This is a genomic window from Pseudomonas sp. ARP3 (assembly GCF_001029595.1).
Taxonomy (GTDB): domain Bacteria; phylum Pseudomonadota; class Gammaproteobacteria; order Pseudomonadales; family Pseudomonadaceae; genus Aquipseudomonas; species Aquipseudomonas rhodesiae.
The window spans coordinates 25591-42935 of record NZ_LEKF01000019.1 but is presented as its reverse complement, the minus strand read 5'-3'; the positions used below and the strand labels follow the sequence as shown (position 1 = coordinate 42935).

The window sequence follows — 17345 nt, the reverse complement described above, 5'->3', positions numbered from 1 at the left end:
GAGCACCTGAAAGTTCGGAGGATCAGGCAAGTATTCGAGAGGATTGGATGACTGTCGGCAGTCGATGTATTCGTGCCGGTAGCCTCGCGTTCAGGCCCAACCCTCGCGCACGGCGGTGCGGATGCCCTCCAGCAGCATTGCGAATGCCGGGTTGTCGTTGTCTTCGCGCCAGATCAGGTGCAGCTCGCTCTGCGCCCCTTCGCCTAGATCAATGTCGCGGAACACCACGTTTTTGAACACCACGCTGCTGGCGCAACGCGGTACCAGGGCCAGGCCCATGCCGGCATTGACCAGGGCCAGGATGGTCAGTGAGGAGCCCAGCCATTGCACGTAGTCCGGCGCGACGCGCGCCGAGCGCAGCAGGCCGGTAAGCAGTTCGTTGAACGGCGGGTAAGCGGCGTGGGCGTACATCAGGAAAGGTTGCGCATCCAGGTCGTGGACGCTGACCGACTCGGCCTGGGCCAGGCGATGCGCGCTCGGCACCGCCAGCACAAAGGGCTCGCGCACCAGGCATTCGGTGGCGTAGCCCGGTTCCAGCAACGGCGCGCGCACGATGCCCAGGTCGATGCGCCGTGCGCGCAGGGCTTCGTATTGTTGATAGGTATTCATCTCCGACAGGTCGATTTTGACCTGGGGCTGCTTGAGCCGCGCTTCGGCAATCACCTTGGGCAGAAACTCATACACCGCGCTGCCGACGAAGCTGATATTGACCGTGCCAATGTCGCCTTCGGCGAAGCGTCGCGCGGTGATTGCCGCTTGTTGGGCGCGTTCGAGCAGGTTCTGCGCTTCGATGAAAAACGCCCGGCCAGCGGCGGTGAGGGTGACGCTGCGGGTAGTACGCGCAAACAACGCCACGCCCAAATGATGCTCAAGCAATTGGATCTGCCGGCTCAGCGGCGGTTGGGTCATGTTCAGGCGTTCGGCGGCGCGGCGGAAATTCAGCTCGGTGGCCACCGTGGTAAAGCAGCGCAGTTGCGTCAACTCGAACATTGATCTAATCCCGGTATCAATCCCATGCCAAGTTAGATTGGACGGGAACAATGACCGGCGTCCATGATCAATGCGTCCCTACAAAAACAATCATCGGGAGTCGCCCTTGGATACCTTCCACAATCCGCCGGACCCCGCCGTGCTTGCCCGCGCGGCCGCCAAGGTCAAGCGCCATGTGCTGCCGCTGTTCGTGGTGATGTTTATCGTCAACTACATCGACCGGGTCAACATCGGCTTTGTGCGCAGCCACATGGAGACCGACCTGGGAATTGGCGCAGCGGCCTACGGTCTGGGGGCCGGGTTGTTCTTCATTGGGTATGCGATTTTCGAAGTGCCCTCCAACCTGTTACTGCAACGCTACGGCGCACGGGCCTGGCTGACGCGCATCATGTTCACCTGGGGCGCGGCCGCGATGGCCATGGCCTTTGTACAAGGCGAAACCAGTTTCTACGTGCTGCGCTTTGTACTCGGCGCCGCCGAAGCGGGGTTTTTTCCCGGCATCATTTATTACTTCACCCAATGGCTGCCGGCCGCCGAGCGTGGCAAGGCCATGGCGATTTTTTTGAGCGGCTCGGCCATCGCCTCGGTGATTTCCGGGCCGGTGTCGGGCGCGCTGCTGGGCGTGAGCGGCCTGAGCCTGCACGGCTGGCAATGGATGTTCCTGATCGAAGGGTTTGCCTCCATCGTGCTCTGCGGGTTCGTGTGGTGTTGGCTGCAGTCCCATCCCCGCGAGGCGAGCTGGCTCAGCGCGCAGGAAAAGCATGCATTGGTCAGCGCCATCGACCATGAGCAGCAGGCCCGTGAAGCCGCCCAGGTCAGTCGTCCATCCCTGTTCAAGCTGCTGGCCGACAAACAGATCGCGCTGTTTTGTTTCATCTACTTCTCGATCGCCCTGACCATCTACGGCGCCACGTTCTGGCTGCCGAGCATGATCAAAAAAATGGGCGACCTGGGGGACTTCCAGGTGGGCTTGTTCAATTCGATTCCGTGGTTGATTTCCATCGTCGCCATGTACGGTTTCGCCTCCCTGGCCAGCAAGTGGAAGCACCAGCAGGCTTGGGTCGCACTGATGCTGGTGATCGCGGCGCTGGGCATGTTTATGTCGACCGTTGGCGGGCCGGTGTTCGCCTTTGTTGCGATCTGTTTTGCCGCGATTGGATTCAAAGCCGCCTCGGCGCTGTTTTGGCCCATCCCCCAGGGTTATCTCGATGCGCGGATCGCGGCAGCAGTAATCGCCTTGATCAATTCGGTGGGCAACCTCGGAGGTTTTGTTGCGCCCACCACCTTCGGCCTGCTTGAGCAGACCACTGGTTCCATCGAGGGTGGGCTGTACGGCCTGGCAGCGACCTCGCTGGTGGCGGCGGTGCTGGTGTTTTTTGCCCGAACCGCGCCGCACGGCGGTGTGCCGCCGACGTCCGCCCATCATCATGCCTTGCGTCCAGGCCCACAGGGAGCCGCCTCTTGAAAATCGTCCGCGTCACCGTCACCCCGATTGCTTTTCGCGATCCGCCGTTGCTTAACGCCAGCGGTATCCATGAACCCTTTGCCCTGCGCTCGATCATCGAAGTGGAGAGTGACACCGGCTATATCGGCCTTGGCGAAAGCTACGGCGATGCCCCGGCGCTGGCGATCCAGCAACGGGTGCAACCGCAGTTGATCGGGCTCGATCCGTTCAACCTCAGCGGCCTGCGCGCTATCGTCCAGGCCACCGTCGCCGCCCACGCACCCACAAGCCTGCCCGGAGCCGAACTGGCACCGGGTTCCCACGCCAGCAAAGCCGTGAGCAATGCTTATTCGGCGTTCGAAGTGGCCTTACTCGACTTGCAAGCCCATGCCTTGAATGTGCCACTGGTGGACGTGCTGGGTGGGGCGATCCGCGAACGCATCCCTTTCAGTGCCTATGTGTTCTTCAAATACGCCGAGCATGTCGATTCGCCCTACGCACCCGACCACTGGGGCGAGGCGCTTAATGAGCAGCAGATCGTCGCCCAGGCCCGGCACATGATCGACAGCTACGGTTTCAAAAGCATCAAACTCAAGGCCGGTGCACTGGACCCCGAGCATGAAGTGGCGTGTATCAAGGCGCTGAAAAAAGCCTTCCCAGGCGTGCCGCTGCGCATCGACCCGAATGGCAACTGGTCCCTCGACACGGCAATCCGCATGGCCGAGTTGCTGGGCGACGACCTGCAGTATTACGAAGATCCAACCCCCGGCCTCGATGGCATGGCCGACCTGCACAAACGCACCGGGTTAGCGTTGGCGACCAACATGGTGGTCACCGACTTTGATGAGTTTCGCCGCAGCGTGGCGCAAAACAGTGTGCAGATCGTGCTTGCGGACCACCATTACTGGGGCGGCCTGCGTGACACCCAGGTGCTCGCCAGGATGTGCCAGACCTTCGGCCTGGGCGTGTCGATGCACTCCAACTCGCACCTGGGCATCAGCCTGATGGCGATGGCCCATGTGGCGGCTTCGGTGCCCAATCTTGACTACGCCTGCGACACCCACTACCCCTGGCAAGAGCCGGACGAGGAGGTGATCAAGGGTGGCAAAGTGCCGATTGTCGACGGTTGTGTGCAGCTCACCCGCGCCCCCGGCCTGGGTCTTGAGCTGGACCATGACCAGTTGGGCAAGCTGCATGATCAGTACCTGAGCTGCGGTATCCGCCAGCGCGATGACGTGAAACAGATGCAGCGCTATCAGCCGGATTGGAAAGCCGTCAAACCCCGTTATTGAAGTTGGTCGCTTCGTTTGCCCGACCGCGCAGTCATGTGCCGTCGGGTTTTTTTTGCTCCGCGGTTTTGGTCGGACGCGGGTCGGCACGTTCCTGCTCCATGGCGCGGCGAATGCGCATCAGGTCCTGATATGCCTCGGTGCGCTTGGCGTCGGCCACTTGCTTGGCCTCGGTAAAGCGCAACCATGCGGCGGCATCCGCCAGGCTGGTGCCGATAATGTCGTAGGCCGCCTGCTCCAGGCGGTCGGCTTCGAAAAACAGTTCGGTGTTTCTTGCCAGCTGTGCATCCCAATCGGATGGTGCCGACGCTTCACGCTTGTTCGCTGCCATGACGCTTGCCTCCAGGTCGTCCTTGAGTATTGAGGCAGCGGCGGGCCTGATCGTTCAAATTAGTACAGGGGAGGGGAGCGACGAGGTGGATTTGACGGGTTGTACATAAAAGTCCAGTATGGATTTATAAGTACAAAAGCAATGCTGCATTTTTTCTTCACTCTTGCCAAAACCCACAACAACTTGCGAGATACCTCCATGAAGAAACGCGCCCTGATCCCCGCCCTGGCCCTCAGCCTGTTTGCGTCCAGCCATGTGCTGGCCGCCGAGAAGACCCTGCGTATTGGCATCGAAGCGGCATATCCGCCGTTTGCCTCCAAGACCGAGGAGGGCAAGATCGTCGGCTTCGACTACGACATCGGCAATGCCCTGTGTGCGCAGATGAAGGTCAAGTGTGTGTGGGTCGAAGGCGAGTTCGATGGCCTGATTCCTTCCCTCAAAGTGAGGAAAATCGACATGGCCTTGTCGTCCATGACCATTAACGAAGACCGTAAGAAGTCGGTGGATTTCACCCACAAGTACTACTTCACTTCATCGCGCCTGGTGATGAAGGACGGCGCGGTGGTGGATGACCAGTACGCCAGCCTCAAGGGCAAGACCGTCGGCGTGCAGCGCGCCACCACCACCGACCGTTACGCCACCGAGGTGTTCGAGCCCAAGGGCATTAACGTCAAGCGTTACAGCAATAACGAAGAAATCTACATGGACCTGGCGGCGGGGCGCCTGGATGCGATCTTTGCCGACACCATCCCATTGAACGACTTCCTGCAGATGCCGCGGGGCAAGGGCTACGCCTTTGTCGGCCCGGAACTCAAAGACCCGAAATACGTGGGTGAAGGCGCGGGAATCGCGGTGCGTAAGGGCAATACCGCGTTGGTCGGCGAACTCAACAGTGCCATCGACGGGATTCGTGCCAGTGGCGAGTATCAGAAAATCTCACAGCAGTACTTCAAGTCGGATATTTACGGCGACTGAAAGACCGCCATCGGGGGCAAGCCCCCTCCCACAGGGTATGGCTGATGCCCGGTGCTCTAAGTGTGGGAGAGGGCCTCCTTCCAAAGGCAATTCCCCTTCCACAGGGTATGGCTGAAGCCCGGTGTTCCAAGTGTGGGAGAGGGCAGGCCTCCTCCCACAGGCAATTCCCTGTTCCACAGGGTATGGCTGGTGCCTGGTGCTCCAAGTGTGGGAGGGGGCTTGCCCCCGATAAATGTCAGTCACCACTGCAATCAGGCCCGTTACCTCATTCGATCAGCCCTTGAGCTCCTTCAAGTGCTTGTAGACCGTGGCCCGCCCCATGCCCAGCACATTGGCCACGTAGTTCGAGGCGCTCTTGCCCTTGAACGCGCCTTGGGCGTGCAGCGCCAGTACCAGTTCGCGTTTGTGGTCGCGGGTCAGCAGGTTCAGGCTCAGTTGACGTTCGCGCAGCCAAGCGTGGAGGAAGGTGTTGATGCGCTCCTGCCAGTCATCGCGAAACAGGGCGTCCGGCTGCGGGATCAGTCTGCTCGGCGACAGGAACAGGTCCAGCGCAGCCTTGGCGTTTTCGAACAGGGAAATATTCAAGTTGATGCACAGCACCGCCAACGGACGATCCTGGGCGTCACGCAGGACAGTGCTCAGGCTGCGAATTTTCTGACCGTCCCAGTTGAGCTTCTCGTACGGGCCGATATTCACTTCGCTGATTTCCTCGCTGAGCATGTCCTCCAGCGCCGAGTCATCGCCGATGGCGCGTTTAGACAGGTTGTTGGCGATGTAATCGACCGTTTGAGTGCGCAGGTCATGCAGCACTACTTCGGCATGGGGGAAAAACAGCGTGGCGATCGCATCGGCAATCGCACGGAAATTCTGCAGGGCTTTGTCGTGTTCGGCGGTGTTCATCAATGGGGCTCCAGGCGGGCGGGGGAGAGCATATCAGCGTCCAGACCGAAGCGGGTCAGTGCCTGGGGCAGCGGTACTCCGCGCACCAGTGCCGCGCTGGCCTGGCCCATGGCCGGTGAAGTCTGAATCCCATAACCGCCTTGCGCCGCGACCCAGTACAGCCCCGGTACCTGGGAATCGAAGCCGCTGAGCAGATCGCCATCGTGCACAAAACTGCGCAGCCCGGCCCAGGTGCGAGTGGGGCGGCGGATGCTCAGGGTGGTGGCTTCTTCGATCTGGTAGATGCCCATGGCGATATCCAACTCTTCGGGCTGCACATCCTGTGCCTGCACCGGGTCGGCATTGGCCGGCGAGCCGAGGAACATGCCGGCGTCGGGTTTCATGTAGAAGGCTTCGTCCAACGCTACCAGCATCGGCCAGGCATGACTGTCCACACCGTCGGGGCCGGCGAAGATAAACGCCGAGCGGCGCTTGGGTTGCAGGCCGATGGACGCGGCGCCGGCCAGTCCGCCGATATGGTCGGCCCAGGCGCCGGCGGCGTTGATGATGATCGGCGCGGTGAAGGTGGCGTTCTGGGTGCTGACCTGCCAGAGCCCGGTACTGTCGCGCCTCAAGCCCAGCACCTCGCTGTCGGTGCGCACGTCGCCGCCATTGCGCCGGATACCGCGCAGATAGCCTTGGTGCAGGGCGTCGGTGTCGATGTCACTGGCGGTGGGGTCGTAGATCGCGCCGTGGACTTTTTCCCGCCGCAGGATCGGTAACATCTCACAGGCTTCATCGGCGCTCAGTTGCACGACCTGCGCCACAGTGGCCTTGGCGCTCAGATATTGCGCGTTCAATTCGGCCGGGTCGCCGCTGAAGTCCACGGTCATTTCGCCCCGTGGCGTGAGCAGCGGGTGTTCACAGAAACCGGCAGGCGGATGGTCGAAAAAGTCGCGGCTGGCCAGGGTCAGCGCGCGCACTTGCGGGGTGCCATAGGCGGCGGTATAGAGCGCCGCCGAACGCCCGGTGGAGTGATAGGCCGGGTGGCTTTCACGTTCCAGCACGATCACCTTGCCGTGGGGCGATAACCAGAAACCCGTGGAGGCGCCGGCAATGCCACCGCCGATGATGAGGTAGTCCGCGTGGTTCATAGCTGTCTCCAGAGGGCATTGGCCAGGGCGATGTCTTCCAGGCCCAGGCCGATGGAACGGAAGAAGACGTGGCGATCATAGGTCGGGCGCGGCACCAGGTCACTGAGCAGCTCGGGTAGGTCGCCGAGCACCATGCGGGGGTGCCAGCCGTGCTGTTCGGCGGCGATCAGCATTTCGCCGGCTGCGGTGGGGGTGGTCTGGCGATAGTCGCAGAACACCTGCATGCCCGTGAGGCTGTGGGGCGGCACCTCATGGGCGCGCGGGGCATTGGTGCTGATGGAGGTGATCAGCGCCGGTTTGGTCAGGCGTGTCGGGTCGAGCACGGGGCCTGCCGAGGAGGTACACAGCAGGATCACATCGGCGTCGTCCACGGCGGCCTCGCAGCTGGCGGCGATGCTCAGGCGCGGGTCCAGGCAGTGGAGGGCGTCGTGATTGGCCGTGACCGCGCTGGGCGAAAACAGACGGATGTTCTGCCAGTCCCGCAGGTTCTTCACATACTGCACGTGGGCCTGGGCGACTTTGCCGCTGCCGATAACCGCCAGGCGTTGGGCGTGCGGTGCGGCCAGTGCGTCCACCGCCAACGCCGTAGTGGCGGCGGTGCGCGCGGTGGTCAGTTCGGCGGCGTCGCACAACAACAACGGCTGGCCGGTGTGCATCGACATCAGCAGCGTCCACGCCGTTACCAGTGGCCCTTGTTCGCGCACGATGTAGGGCGAAGTCTTGACCCCATACACACCCTCATTGGCCAACACACCGAGGTAGTTGATGAAGTCACCGGCGCCGTGGGGGAATTGCACAAGCTGCTGCGCTGGCTGCACCGCGTGCCCGGCAGCCAGATCGCGGAACAGCGCGCGCAGGATTTGCGGTATGTCGAGGCGGTCCAGGTGTTCGCGGGCCTGAGTCTGGTCGATCACAAAAGGAGGAGTGAGCATGGGGGTCTCCGACGTAAACTAATTTGTCCATTATGGACTTTTAGTTCTTTCTGGCAACGGATAAGTTTTACCCTTTGAATGCAAACCCACCGGATAGCCTGTCTTTCAGATACCCCACCAACGCACTTACCGACTTGGGCACATGGGGTGAGTACGGGCGGATCAAATAGATTTCATCGGCAAACGCGCCCTTGAGCGTCCAGCCCTTGAGCACCTGTACCAGTTTGCCGCTGGCCAGCGCGGCGTGGGCGCTGAAGTCCGGGAGCAGGGCGATGCCCAGGTGGTGCAGGGCCGCATCGCGCAAGGCTTCGCTGTTGTTGGTGGCGAAGCTGCCAGCGATGGGCACGGTGATGCGTTCGATGGTTTTGTGGTTGCGTTCGAAGGTCCAGGCCGGTTGGTCGGCACCGCGCGGGTAGAACAGGCAGTTGTGCGCCGACAGCTCGCCGGGCTCGCGCGGTTCGCCGTGGTGTTGCAGGTAATCCCGGGTGGCCACCAGCACCGAGCCGGTGTCGCACAGCTTCCAGGCCACATGGGTTTCCGGCACCTGAAAACCATGACGTACCGCCAGGTCATAGCCTTCGGCGGCGAGTGAACTGAGGGCATCGGACACGTCCAGTTGGATACGCACCTGTGGGTATTGCTGCAGGAACCCCGACAGGTGCGGCACCAATTGCTGGCGAGCAAATGCCACTGGCGCGGTGAGGCGCACCAGGCCGCGGATCTCTCCTGCGGCGTCGCGCACCGACGAAAAGCTGCGAGCAATCTGTTCGTAGGCACTGCGCACGTCACGGGTCAATGAACGCCCTGCATCGGTCAGCCGCACACTGCGGGTGGTGCGCGTCACCAGGCGGGTGCCGGTGGCTTTTTCCAGGTCGGAAATACGTTGGCTTACGGCCGACTTACTCACCCCCAGACGCGCGGCGGCGGCGGTGTAGGTGCCGTGTTCTTCCAGCACGGAAAGCCAGTGTATGTGGGTCCACAATCCTTCGATCTCGGATTTTTCCATGGCTGTATTGTTCGCCTATAAGGACAATAAGTTCTGGATTCTGCTCTGGTTGGGAACAAAGCGAAAGCCTAAGGTGTGTACCAACGCTAACCACCTGGATCGACTGCCATGACCCACACCATTGAGCACTACATCAACGACCAGCGCGTTTCCCGCGATGATCGCTACCAGGATGTCTACAACCCGGCCACCGGCGAGAAAACCGCCCGCGTTGCGCTGGCCAGCCACCAGACTGTGTCCGAAGCCGTCGCTGCCGCCCAGGCCGCTTTCGCCGGCTGGGCCGACACCCCGCCGATCCGCCGCGCCCGCGTACTGTTCCAGTACCTGCACCTGCTGCGTGAACGCAAAGACGACCTGGCGCGGATCATCGTCGCCGAACATGGCAAGGTGTTCACCGACGCCCAGGGCGAAGTCGACCGTGGCATCGATATCCTCGAATTCGCCTGCGGCATTCCCAACCTGCTCAAGGGCGAGCATTCCGACCAGGTTTCCCGGGGCATGGACAACTGGACTATGCGCCAACCCCTGGGCGTGGTGGCGGGCGTTACGCCGTTCAACTTCCCGGTGATGGTGCCTATGTGGATGTACCCCATCGCCATTGCAGCGGGTAACACCTTCATCCTCAAACCCAGCCCCACCGACCCGAGTGCGTCGTTGTTCATGGCCGAGCTTCTGCGTGAAGCCGGCCTGCCCAAGGGCGTGTTCAACGTGGTGCAAGGCGACAAGGAAGCGGTGGATGCACTGATCGAACACCCGGACGTCAAGGCCGTGAGCTTCGTCGGCTCTACACCGATTGCGCAGTACATCTACGAAACCGGCGCGCGGCACGGTAAGCGCGTGCAGGGCCTGGGCGGCGCGAAAAACCACATGGTGGTAATGCCCGACGCCGACATCGAAAAAACCGTCGACGCCTTGATGGGCGCCGCTTACGGCAGTGCCGGCGAACGCTGCATGGCGATTTCCGTGGCGGTGCTGGTGGGCGATGTGGGTGACAAAGTTATCGCCGCCCTGACCGAACGCGCCAAGCACCTGCGCATTACCGACGGCCGCGACCTTAAAGCCGAAATGGGCCCCATCGTCTCCCGCGCAGCCCTGGAACGCATCAGCGGCTACATCGAACAAGGCGTGCAAGCCGGCGCACAACTGCTGCTGGACGGCCGCGACTACGTGCCCAACGAACCGGGCCTGGAAAACGGCTTCTGGCTCGGCGCGACACTGTTCGACCACGTGACCAAAGAGATGAGCATCTACCGCGAAGAAATCTTCGGCCCGGTACTGGCCTGCGTGCGCGTGAATGACTTCGCCGAAGCGGTAAAACTGGTTAACGACCACGAGTTCGGCAACGGCGTCAGCTGCTTCACCCGCGACGGCCACATCGCCCGCGAATTTGCACGACGCATCGAAGTGGGCATGGTCGGCATCAACGTCCCGATCCCGGTGCCGATGGCCTGGCACGGCTTTGGTGGTTGGAAGAAAAGCCTGTTCGGCGACATGCATGCTTACGGCACTGAAGGCGTGCGCTTCTACACCAAGCAGAAGTCGATCATGCAGCGCTGGTCGGAGAGCATCGAACAGGGTGCTGAGTTTGCGATGCCGGTTTCCAAATAAATCAAGGGTTCAGGAGGTGCTATGTGGGAGGGGGCTCCTCCCATATAGTCCATACGTTCATGTAAGTTGTATTTCTTATATTTCCAGTTCGCAATCCTCGACCATTTGCAGGCAGCCATTGTAAATTTCCTTGCCGTAAACGGTTAATTTGGCATTTTTCGAGATGACCCTGGCCGTTTGTGAGAATTTTGTCTTGAATGACGCGGAATTTCCACGTTCATTATAGTTGGTCTTGATATTTTCGAAGTTTAGGCTGTGCGGCGAGTGGCGATGAACTTGGTCAAAAACGTATATTGTTCGTGCAAGCACAAACATAGCATGAAATATTGCGCTTAATGGGCGCCTGTCATTTCTAAAAGGTGTGTAATAAAGCTGATCAGAATGATTGTTGAAAAGAGGGTCGGTGGTCCAGTGTGCGTATAATAAATTGTGAGCGGCTTCATGAGTGATATGTTCAACATATCTCGAAACATCATCTTTTTCTATTTGCTGACTGATATAGATGAGCCCCAGCGTATTGAAATTTGATCCCGCTCTGATGTTTCCAGAACTAAATATCCTTATTTCATTAATGATGAATTCAATTTCGGTATAGAGTGACGGGGCAGAGATTTTAATGATATCAAGTGCTGATTCGATCATGAGTTTTGTGGGGGCGCACTGTTCGGGTTGGTTAAATGCAATAGGCAAGAAGTCATCATTATCATAAGTTTGCCTTATGTCGGAAAGAATAGCGTTCAGGCAAATAGAATCCTGAAGGTTAGGTGATTTCAAAAAGGGATGTATAGAAAGTTTTGCATAGGTAGTGTGCTCGTTCATTTCAAGTATGTTGCGTGCAATAGTTTTGTAGTGGCTGTGTTGATTTGTAAAGTAATTTACAATTGCATGGTGAGCTGCAAAGAAAAACGGAGGTGCTTTTGTGATGTTTCGAGATTCATGTATTAAAGAGGCAAAAGGGCTTTTGTTAAGATCGTTTTTCTGTAGTAAGTAGTCAAAGCTTTCCCATAGACGTTCTGAAATATTAAAAAATAAATCCTTAGCTATGTCTACATCTGGGCTTGTGATGGTTTTCATAGAGCGCTCCCAGTTATTTTTTTGAGAAATATTTTGCCTCTATACCGATCGATACAATATTTGGTTGTCCAAGTTTTATGATTTTTAATGTGCTTCCATGAGCTAATAACAGCCTGCTCATATCGTCACTGATACCCGTAAGAGTTAGGGCTTCATAGCCTTGTGAAAAAGCTTTGATTATCCCGTCTTCTATGGTTGGTCCGATGCCGAAAAAATAAACGAAATCGTCTGCAATGACGTGTAGATCTTTGTGTATTGGTGTGAGGCAAAGGTGGGCTGAAAATTTTATCTCGGCTGTGATCTCTATGCCTGTTCCACCAATTTCGCCATCGGATTGGCAATAGTGAACGTCTCCTATATAAAATTCAGCATTGTCATTTCTTATGGGGAGAAAAATTATTGCTCCCTGTTTGAAAAGGTTACAATCGAAATTGCCGCCATATTGGTCAGCATCCAACGAACTAATGGTAGCTTTACCAAGATCGTCAGCACTTCTTAAACAACCGATCATCAAAGCCTTTTTCAACGCAATTGAGCGAGCAATCTGATTGTCTACAATGGGATAGCAAAAATCGTCTTCGATTTTCCAGAAAATGACGGGTTCGCCAACAACATTTTTCTTCAATGTTCCAAGCAAATAGCTGGGGAGGGGGCCGCAAGATGAAAGGCCAATGTCACGGGTGTGCGTAATTTCTTCGATATTTAATGTGATGACATCGCCATGTTTTGCCCCTTTCAAGCTGAACGGACCAGAAAGTGGATTCAGAAAGTTAGTGCATTTATCTAGTTTGTCATCATAGCCTAAATTGTCGACAGTCTTTATAGAGTAGGATTTTTTCTGTTCTAAGATTATTGCGCTTTTCGAATTCTGGCCGAAAGATGAAAAGTATAGCTCTTGGTGAAGTCGAAAAGTTTTAAAGGATTTCATGTTCGGAGATCACTACTTTGTGGACCAGTCCATACTCCACTGACTCTTCAGCACTTAACCAAAAATCGCGCTCTGTGTTTTCTTTGATTTTTTCTATCGTTTGACCAGTGGCTTTTGAGAATATTTTGTTAAGTCGCTCCTTCATGAAACTAATTTCTTTTGAGTAGGCGCTGAAGTCTTCCGCCCTGCCGTGAAAGCCACCCGACGGTTGATGGAGAAGAAAACGTGTATTGGGTAAAGAATATCTATTTACCTTGTCGGCGGCTACATAGATCAGCGCCCCGGCGCTAGCAACCCAGCCGGTGCCTATTGTGAAAACTTTTGGCTTGATAAATTTTATAGCGTCATAAATCATATCCCCTGACTCAACATGTCCACCTGGGGAGCTTATAAAAACAAATATAGGGTCGTCGCTTATATAAGATAGCGCATGAAGTTGTCTGACCGTGTTGTAGGCTAGGGTGTGATTGATTTCTCCCGTTATAAATATTTTCCTTGAGGCCACTAAGCTGTCTGTGATCTTGGCCGGTTCACTTGTTTTAAAGAGCTGGTCTTTTTCAGGGTTTTCTGGTTCGGAGTTGAATAAGTCTGTCATTCTTATATATCCCCATGAGAATTCAGTTGTAGTTGATTTGTTGCGCTAGTTTGGCTAGATACGTGTTTTCCTCAGTGCTTGCCTTAATAGTCGTGTTTGTGGAGTTAGATATGAGTAACGAGTACTCTGGAAAATGAGTTGAACCAAATAGTTGGTCATGAATTTTTAAGCAGTGAGCTGAGAAATCATAAGATTTATATAGGTCGTGAAATATACAAGCGAGTTTTATCAGTTTTCCCGGTTCTCTCCAAAAAGTTGTGTCAGTTAAGTCGTGGAAATAGAAAGCGTCTGCCCAAAGCCACTGGTTTATCCCATTTATTGGAGAGTTATTTATTTCAATTCCCCTTGGTGAGCGCGTCCCGTATCCTGTAAAACAGTGAAAAGCAAATTTATTGTTGGATAAAAAAGCATCGACGTCACGAAACAAAGGCTGTCCTTTGTATTTCTCTATAAATGAAACCTCGATGTGAACTCCCAAGAGGTTGGATAAGTTTCGCTTTCCATGTTGTAAAACATCCAATTCCGCTCCTTGGACGTCTATGCTGAGGAAATCAAAGTGATCATCTTGAAAGATATCGTCCATTTCATCGACATGTACGCTGATACGGTCTTTTGTTTTGTAAAAATATTCCATTCCGGAGTATCTTGAAACAATCTCTATATTTGGAATTAGTAGTGATGAGCATGAGGGCAATTTGCAGATATTTAAATAAGAATATCCTTTAGTGCCCAGTGTTAAATTATAGATCCTTGCATTTGGTAATTTTTTTAGTAGGTGATTTGTGCTGCTGTCGGGCTCTACAGCAGTAACGTTGCATATATCATGTTTGATCAAGTTTTCATATATAGGAGCTTCTCCTGGCGTTAGCCGGGCACCAATATCAATGACGCTTATTTTTTCTCCGGATAACCAATTTGAAAAATCTAGCATGTCGCACTCCTGGCAAGCGAGGGCGGCACCTCGTATAAGCATGCCGCTCTTGATTAAGGCGGTGCAGGCTAGTTGACCACCGCCAATACTACTTTTCCATTTGCGCCGTTGAGGCTAAATACCTTAGCCAGATCGACTTCGTTAACAGTTTTTTCATTACTCATAACGTATCTCCTTTGCTTCAGTATAGTGAGTGCGCTGCGCCATTAATCTATAAGCCCAAAATACACATCGGTCAAAGTTTTTCAAAAAAATCTGAAATTTCCTAGGATTGAATTTGTTATTGAAGGAAGCTTCCTACTTTCAGAGAATTTTCCTACGAATTCATTGGTCCGGGAGTTCAGACTTTTCGCTGTTTAGTCTGGTGTTTTAATGTCGGTCATCGAGTAAATATATTTTTGTATTAAAGGGGGGCGTGGAATGCCGGTAGTGTTAACTGGTTTTAGCGAGAACGAAGCGATGACGCTGAGTAGGCACGAGTTTACTCGCGCTTACTCAGTGCCTAGTTATTTAAGCTTTTGGCTTAACTGCACCTAAACATTCGATTGATCGATCCACTGTGGCCTTGGCGAATTCCAGCAAATGCCACACGGCGAAAACCTTCGCCCGTTCCGGGCTCTGCAATTGCTCACCGCAATCCAATGCAGTGGCAGAAGCGCTATCGAGCAAGCTGGCGGTGTAGAGCAGGGCGTCTTCGAAGCTCAGGTCTTCGTTGATGGAGTGAAAGCCTTGGGTCGGGAGGTAATGGTCGATGGCGCGGTTGAAGGCGGCGCGGTCTTTGGCGGGATCGAAGGGTGGATCGGGGACGACTTTGTTCATAGTGAAGCTCCTTGTGTAAATAGGAGCCAGCACCTGTCGCGACTAAACGAAAGGTGGCGGCTGTACGCAGGTTAGTCGACCGGCCACAAGGAATCCGGCGCACCCGAAGGTGCCCTGCGCACAGCCACCATAAAACTTCATGTGACCATGCGCCTTGTGCATTCCGGGCGACTAAACCCGATCACTGGTGAGCAGTGACGGACCGCAGACTAGCCATCGATTCCAACACGCACAAGGCGGCGAGGATTGTCTAGGAAACGTCCTGCAATTAAAAGGGACGCGGCTTGCTGGCCCTTTACAAACCATGACTCGATGTCATCGAAGAGCGTGTGATGGTTTATATCTGTAGGAAAAGTCTTCGATGATGGAATTTGATGGCAGTGCTGATGACGTTTCGCTTTTGCAGGTGCGGTGGGCTTAGTTAAATATCAGCGTGACGCAAGCGCGGTATATGCAGAACTGATGGAATTTGCGGATGTTCTCGATGAACTAAAACGCGATTTCTATTTTGAAAATAGGGGCATGTCAGAAGAAGAGCCTTTATTTAAAGCGCCCATCTTGAGCTTTTCCCATGAAGGTATTCCTTCTCCCTCGATACCACCCAAAAGCCGAGCCCCATGGACAACGCCAGCATTGCCATCACCCTGGTCTTAATCTCCGCCTTCATGCACGCCACCTGGAACGCCGTTGTCCGTGCCGGCAGCAGCCGTTTCATGACCTTGGCCATGGTCGATGGCACGGCATTGCTGATTTGCCTGGCGGCGCTGCCGTTGGTCAACGTGCCCAACCTGGAGGTGTGGGTGTATGTGCTGATTTCGGTGATGCTCAATACGGTGTATCGATTATTTTTGATCAAGGCGTAGGAAACCGGCGACTTCGGTTAGGTGTACCCGGTGATGCGTGGCGTGCCGCCAGTGCTGGTCGCGCTGTTTTCCTACGTCCTTTTGCATGAACAGTTGTCGTTCCCGTCGATGACGGGTGTGCTGCTGATTTGTGCAGGGATCATCAGCCTGGCGTTTGTACGCGGGATGACTGCGCAGATGTTCAAGCCGATACTGATGGCCGTGTGTGCGGGGGTGTTCATCGCGTCCTACACGGTGGTGGATGCCAAAGGTGTAAGAGCCAGTGAGACGGTGCTGCAGTACATCATCTATCTCACGGTATTCCAGAGCATTCCGATCCCGCTGCTGGCGTTTTTCAAGGCGCGATCGGCGCTCATCCAGGCAGTGCGCGGCCACTGGCGAGTGGGTGCGATGGGCGGGGTTTTCTACGTGTCGTCTTACGGTTTGGTCCTGTTTGCACTGTCGCTGGATGCGGTGGCCAGGGTCTCAGCGCTGCGGGAGACGAGTGTTATCATCGGCGCCATCATTGCCGCGCTGTTCTTCCGAGAGCGGTTCGGCTGGCGACGGATGCTGTCGGCGTTCGTCATTGTTTGCGGGATCGTCCTGATCAAAGTGAGCACCTGATGGCCCAGCGTCCGCCACCCACTCCTATGCTTCAAGCCTTTGTCAGCGCGGCGCAAACCGGCAGTTTCGCGCGTGCTGCGTCTGAGTTGAATCTCACAGCCAGCGCCATCAGCCATCAAATCGCAGGTCTGGAAGAATGGTGGGGAGTGCAGTTGTTCGAGCGGCATTCGCGGGGAGTCAAGCTCACGCCTGCGGGAGAGACCTTACTGCCGGTGGCGGATAGCTTTTTCAAAGCGCTGGATGCGGTGCTGCAGTCGCTTAGTCCGAGTAAATCACAGCCGCTTCACCTCTCGTGTACCTCCTCCCTGTGTGCAACCTGGCTGATTCCACGAATGCATGGTGCTCACGCCGAAGCTGCATTGAATCTTGATCTGGTCTTGACCAGCGTGGACATCAGTCGCGCTACCTTAAGCGTTCATCCGTTCGATGTCGCTGTGGTGATGGGTGATGGTGACTACCCGGATCATCATGTCGAACTGCTGATGCGCGATGCGGTGTTCCCGGTATGTTCGCCGCAATTCAAACGCGTGAATGGTGAGATTGCGCTGGAGGACATCGCGCGGTACCCGCTGATTCACCGAGTCGACGATCAGGTATGCCCAGGATGGGAGAGCTGGTTCGCCTTTCACGGGCTGGAGGCACCGCCGTATCACCACGGGCCGCGTTTTCCAGATTCCAGCCTGGCCATCAGTCTGGCAGTGAAAGGCGGCGGGATTGCGCTGGGCAGGACGGCGCTGGTGCATGACCAATTGAAAGACGGTGAACTGGTTGCGTTGAATGCCCCCACCATGATGTCCCCTGCGGCGTACTACATCATTTGTCGAAATGGACGACAATCAGAGCGCGATATCGCCCGCTTGTTTGATTGGCTCAAGGCCCAGGCACATCAGTTCATTGACCAAGTGCGGGGCTCTGGCGCTTGAT

At 55.9% G+C, this 17345-nt stretch carries 18 protein-coding genes; 7 read left to right on the top strand and 11 right to left on the bottom strand.

What is annotated here, in order from left to right; translation table 11 throughout:
• Positions 1–90: 90 nt before the first annotated feature.
• Positions 91–990 carry a LysR family transcriptional regulator gene (locus ABX75_RS20245; protein ID WP_047882538.1) on the bottom strand — a complete coding sequence of 300 codons (900 nt, stop codon included), beginning with the start codon at positions 988–990 and terminating at the stop codon, positions 91–93.
• Between the two features lie 70 nt (positions 991–1060).
• Between ABX75_RS20245 and ABX75_RS20240 the strand changes: the two genes are divergently transcribed.
• On the top strand, positions 1061–2455 hold the full coding sequence (locus ABX75_RS20240; RefSeq protein WP_371264002.1) for an MFS transporter: 1395 nt from the start codon (positions 1061–1063) through the stop codon (positions 2453–2455).
• Positions 2452–3726, top strand: coding sequence for a glucarate dehydratase family protein (locus tag ABX75_RS20235; protein WP_047882536.1), 1275 nt, complete (start codon positions 2452–2454; stop codon positions 3724–3726). Before ABX75_RS20240 ends, ABX75_RS20235 begins: the two co-directional genes overlap by 4 nt.
• Before the next feature lie 31 nt (positions 3727–3757).
• On the opposite strand, the gene ABX75_RS20230 is transcribed toward ABX75_RS20235, so the two are convergent.
• Entirely contained in the window at positions 3758–4054 is a 297-nt protein-coding gene (locus tag ABX75_RS20230) for a hypothetical protein (protein WP_047882535.1), read from the bottom strand.
• A gap of 198 nt (positions 4055–4252) precedes the next feature.
• Here ABX75_RS20230 and ABX75_RS20225 point away from each other — a divergent pair, with 198 nt between their 5' ends.
• Positions 4253–5029 carry an ABC transporter substrate-binding protein gene (locus ABX75_RS20225; protein ID WP_047882563.1) on the top strand — a complete coding sequence of 259 codons (777 nt, stop codon included), beginning with the start codon at positions 4253–4255 and terminating at the stop codon, positions 5027–5029.
• 273 nt (positions 5030–5302) lie between these two features.
• On the opposite strand, the gene ABX75_RS20220 is transcribed toward ABX75_RS20225, so the two are convergent.
• The 4 genes from ABX75_RS20220 to ABX75_RS20205 all read right to left on the bottom strand — a co-directional run bounded on the left by ABX75_RS20220 (position 5303) and on the right by ABX75_RS20205 (position 9000).
• Positions 5303–5929 carry a transcriptional regulator gene (locus tag ABX75_RS20220; protein WP_034097321.1) on the bottom strand — a complete coding sequence of 209 codons (627 nt, stop codon included), beginning with the start codon at positions 5927–5929 and terminating at the stop codon, positions 5303–5305.
• Positions 5929–7062: an FAD-binding oxidoreductase gene (locus ABX75_RS20215; protein WP_047882534.1), complete on the bottom strand. Its 1134-nt coding sequence runs from the start codon at positions 7060–7062 to the stop codon at positions 5929–5931. The genes ABX75_RS20220 and ABX75_RS20215 overlap by 1 nt, the downstream gene beginning before the upstream one ends.
• On the bottom strand, positions 7059–7994 hold the full coding sequence (locus ABX75_RS20210) for an ornithine cyclodeaminase family protein (RefSeq protein ID WP_047882533.1): 936 nt from the start codon (positions 7992–7994) through the stop codon (positions 7059–7061). Before ABX75_RS20210 ends, ABX75_RS20215 begins: the two co-directional genes overlap by 4 nt.
• Before the next feature lie 67 nt (positions 7995–8061).
• Complete coding sequence (locus ABX75_RS20205; RefSeq protein WP_047882532.1) at positions 8062–9000, bottom strand: LysR family transcriptional regulator; 939 nt, start codon at positions 8998–9000, stop codon at positions 8062–8064.
• Positions 9001–9108: 108 nt separating this feature from the next.
• Here ABX75_RS20205 and ABX75_RS20200 point away from each other — a divergent pair, with 108 nt between their 5' ends.
• Positions 9109–10608 carry a CoA-acylating methylmalonate-semialdehyde dehydrogenase gene (locus ABX75_RS20200; protein ID WP_034097329.1) on the top strand — a complete coding sequence of 500 codons (1500 nt, stop codon included), beginning with the start codon at positions 9109–9111 and terminating at the stop codon, positions 10606–10608.
• Positions 10609–10683: 75 nt separating this feature from the next.
• Here ABX75_RS20200 and ABX75_RS20195 read toward each other — a convergent pair whose 3' ends face one another.
• The 5 genes from ABX75_RS20195 to ABX75_RS20175 form a co-directional block, all read right to left on the bottom strand.
• Positions 10684–11682 (bottom strand): HEXXH motif-containing putative peptide modification protein, encoded by a 999-nt coding sequence (locus tag ABX75_RS20195; RefSeq protein ID WP_047882531.1) that lies wholly within the window; start codon positions 11680–11682, stop codon positions 10684–10686.
• A gap of 13 nt (positions 11683–11695) precedes the next feature.
• The gene (locus tag ABX75_RS20190) at positions 11696–12610 is read right to left on the bottom strand and encodes an acetamidase/formamidase family protein (RefSeq protein WP_047882530.1); all 915 of its coding nucleotides are present in this window, start codon (positions 12608–12610) and stop codon (positions 11696–11698) included.
• The gene (locus tag ABX75_RS20185) at positions 12597–13205 is read right to left on the bottom strand and encodes an ATP-dependent Clp protease proteolytic subunit (RefSeq protein WP_034112971.1); all 609 of its coding nucleotides are present in this window, start codon (positions 13203–13205) and stop codon (positions 12597–12599) included. The genes ABX75_RS20190 and ABX75_RS20185 overlap by 14 nt, the downstream gene beginning before the upstream one ends.
• Before the next feature lie 22 nt (positions 13206–13227).
• Complete coding sequence (locus tag ABX75_RS28645; RefSeq protein WP_177329700.1) at positions 13228–14136, bottom strand: FkbM family methyltransferase; 909 nt, start codon at positions 14134–14136, stop codon at positions 13228–13230.
• Between the two features lie 510 nt (positions 14137–14646).
• Positions 14647–14955 (bottom strand): DUF6124 family protein, encoded by a 309-nt coding sequence (locus ABX75_RS20175; protein WP_034112974.1) that lies wholly within the window; start codon positions 14953–14955, stop codon positions 14647–14649.
• 617 nt (positions 14956–15572) lie between these two features.
• Between ABX75_RS20175 and ABX75_RS29760 the strand changes: the two genes are divergently transcribed.
• From ABX75_RS29760 to ABX75_RS20165, 3 genes are read left to right on the top strand one after another with little or no spacing between them, the layout of a single operon-like run.
• Positions 15573–15818 carry a hypothetical protein gene (locus ABX75_RS29760; RefSeq protein WP_236238502.1) on the top strand — a complete coding sequence of 82 codons (246 nt, stop codon included), beginning with the start codon at positions 15573–15575 and terminating at the stop codon, positions 15816–15818.
• A 33-nt stretch (positions 15819–15851) separates the two neighbouring features.
• Positions 15852–16421 carry an EamA family transporter gene (locus ABX75_RS20170; RefSeq protein WP_236238503.1) on the top strand — a complete coding sequence of 190 codons (570 nt, stop codon included), beginning with the start codon at positions 15852–15854 and terminating at the stop codon, positions 16419–16421.
• Positions 16421–17344, top strand: coding sequence for a LysR substrate-binding domain-containing protein (locus tag ABX75_RS20165; RefSeq protein ID WP_034137796.1), 924 nt, complete (start codon positions 16421–16423; stop codon positions 17342–17344). The genes ABX75_RS20170 and ABX75_RS20165 overlap by 1 nt, the downstream gene beginning before the upstream one ends.
• The last annotated feature ends 1 nt before the right edge of the window (position 17345 follow it).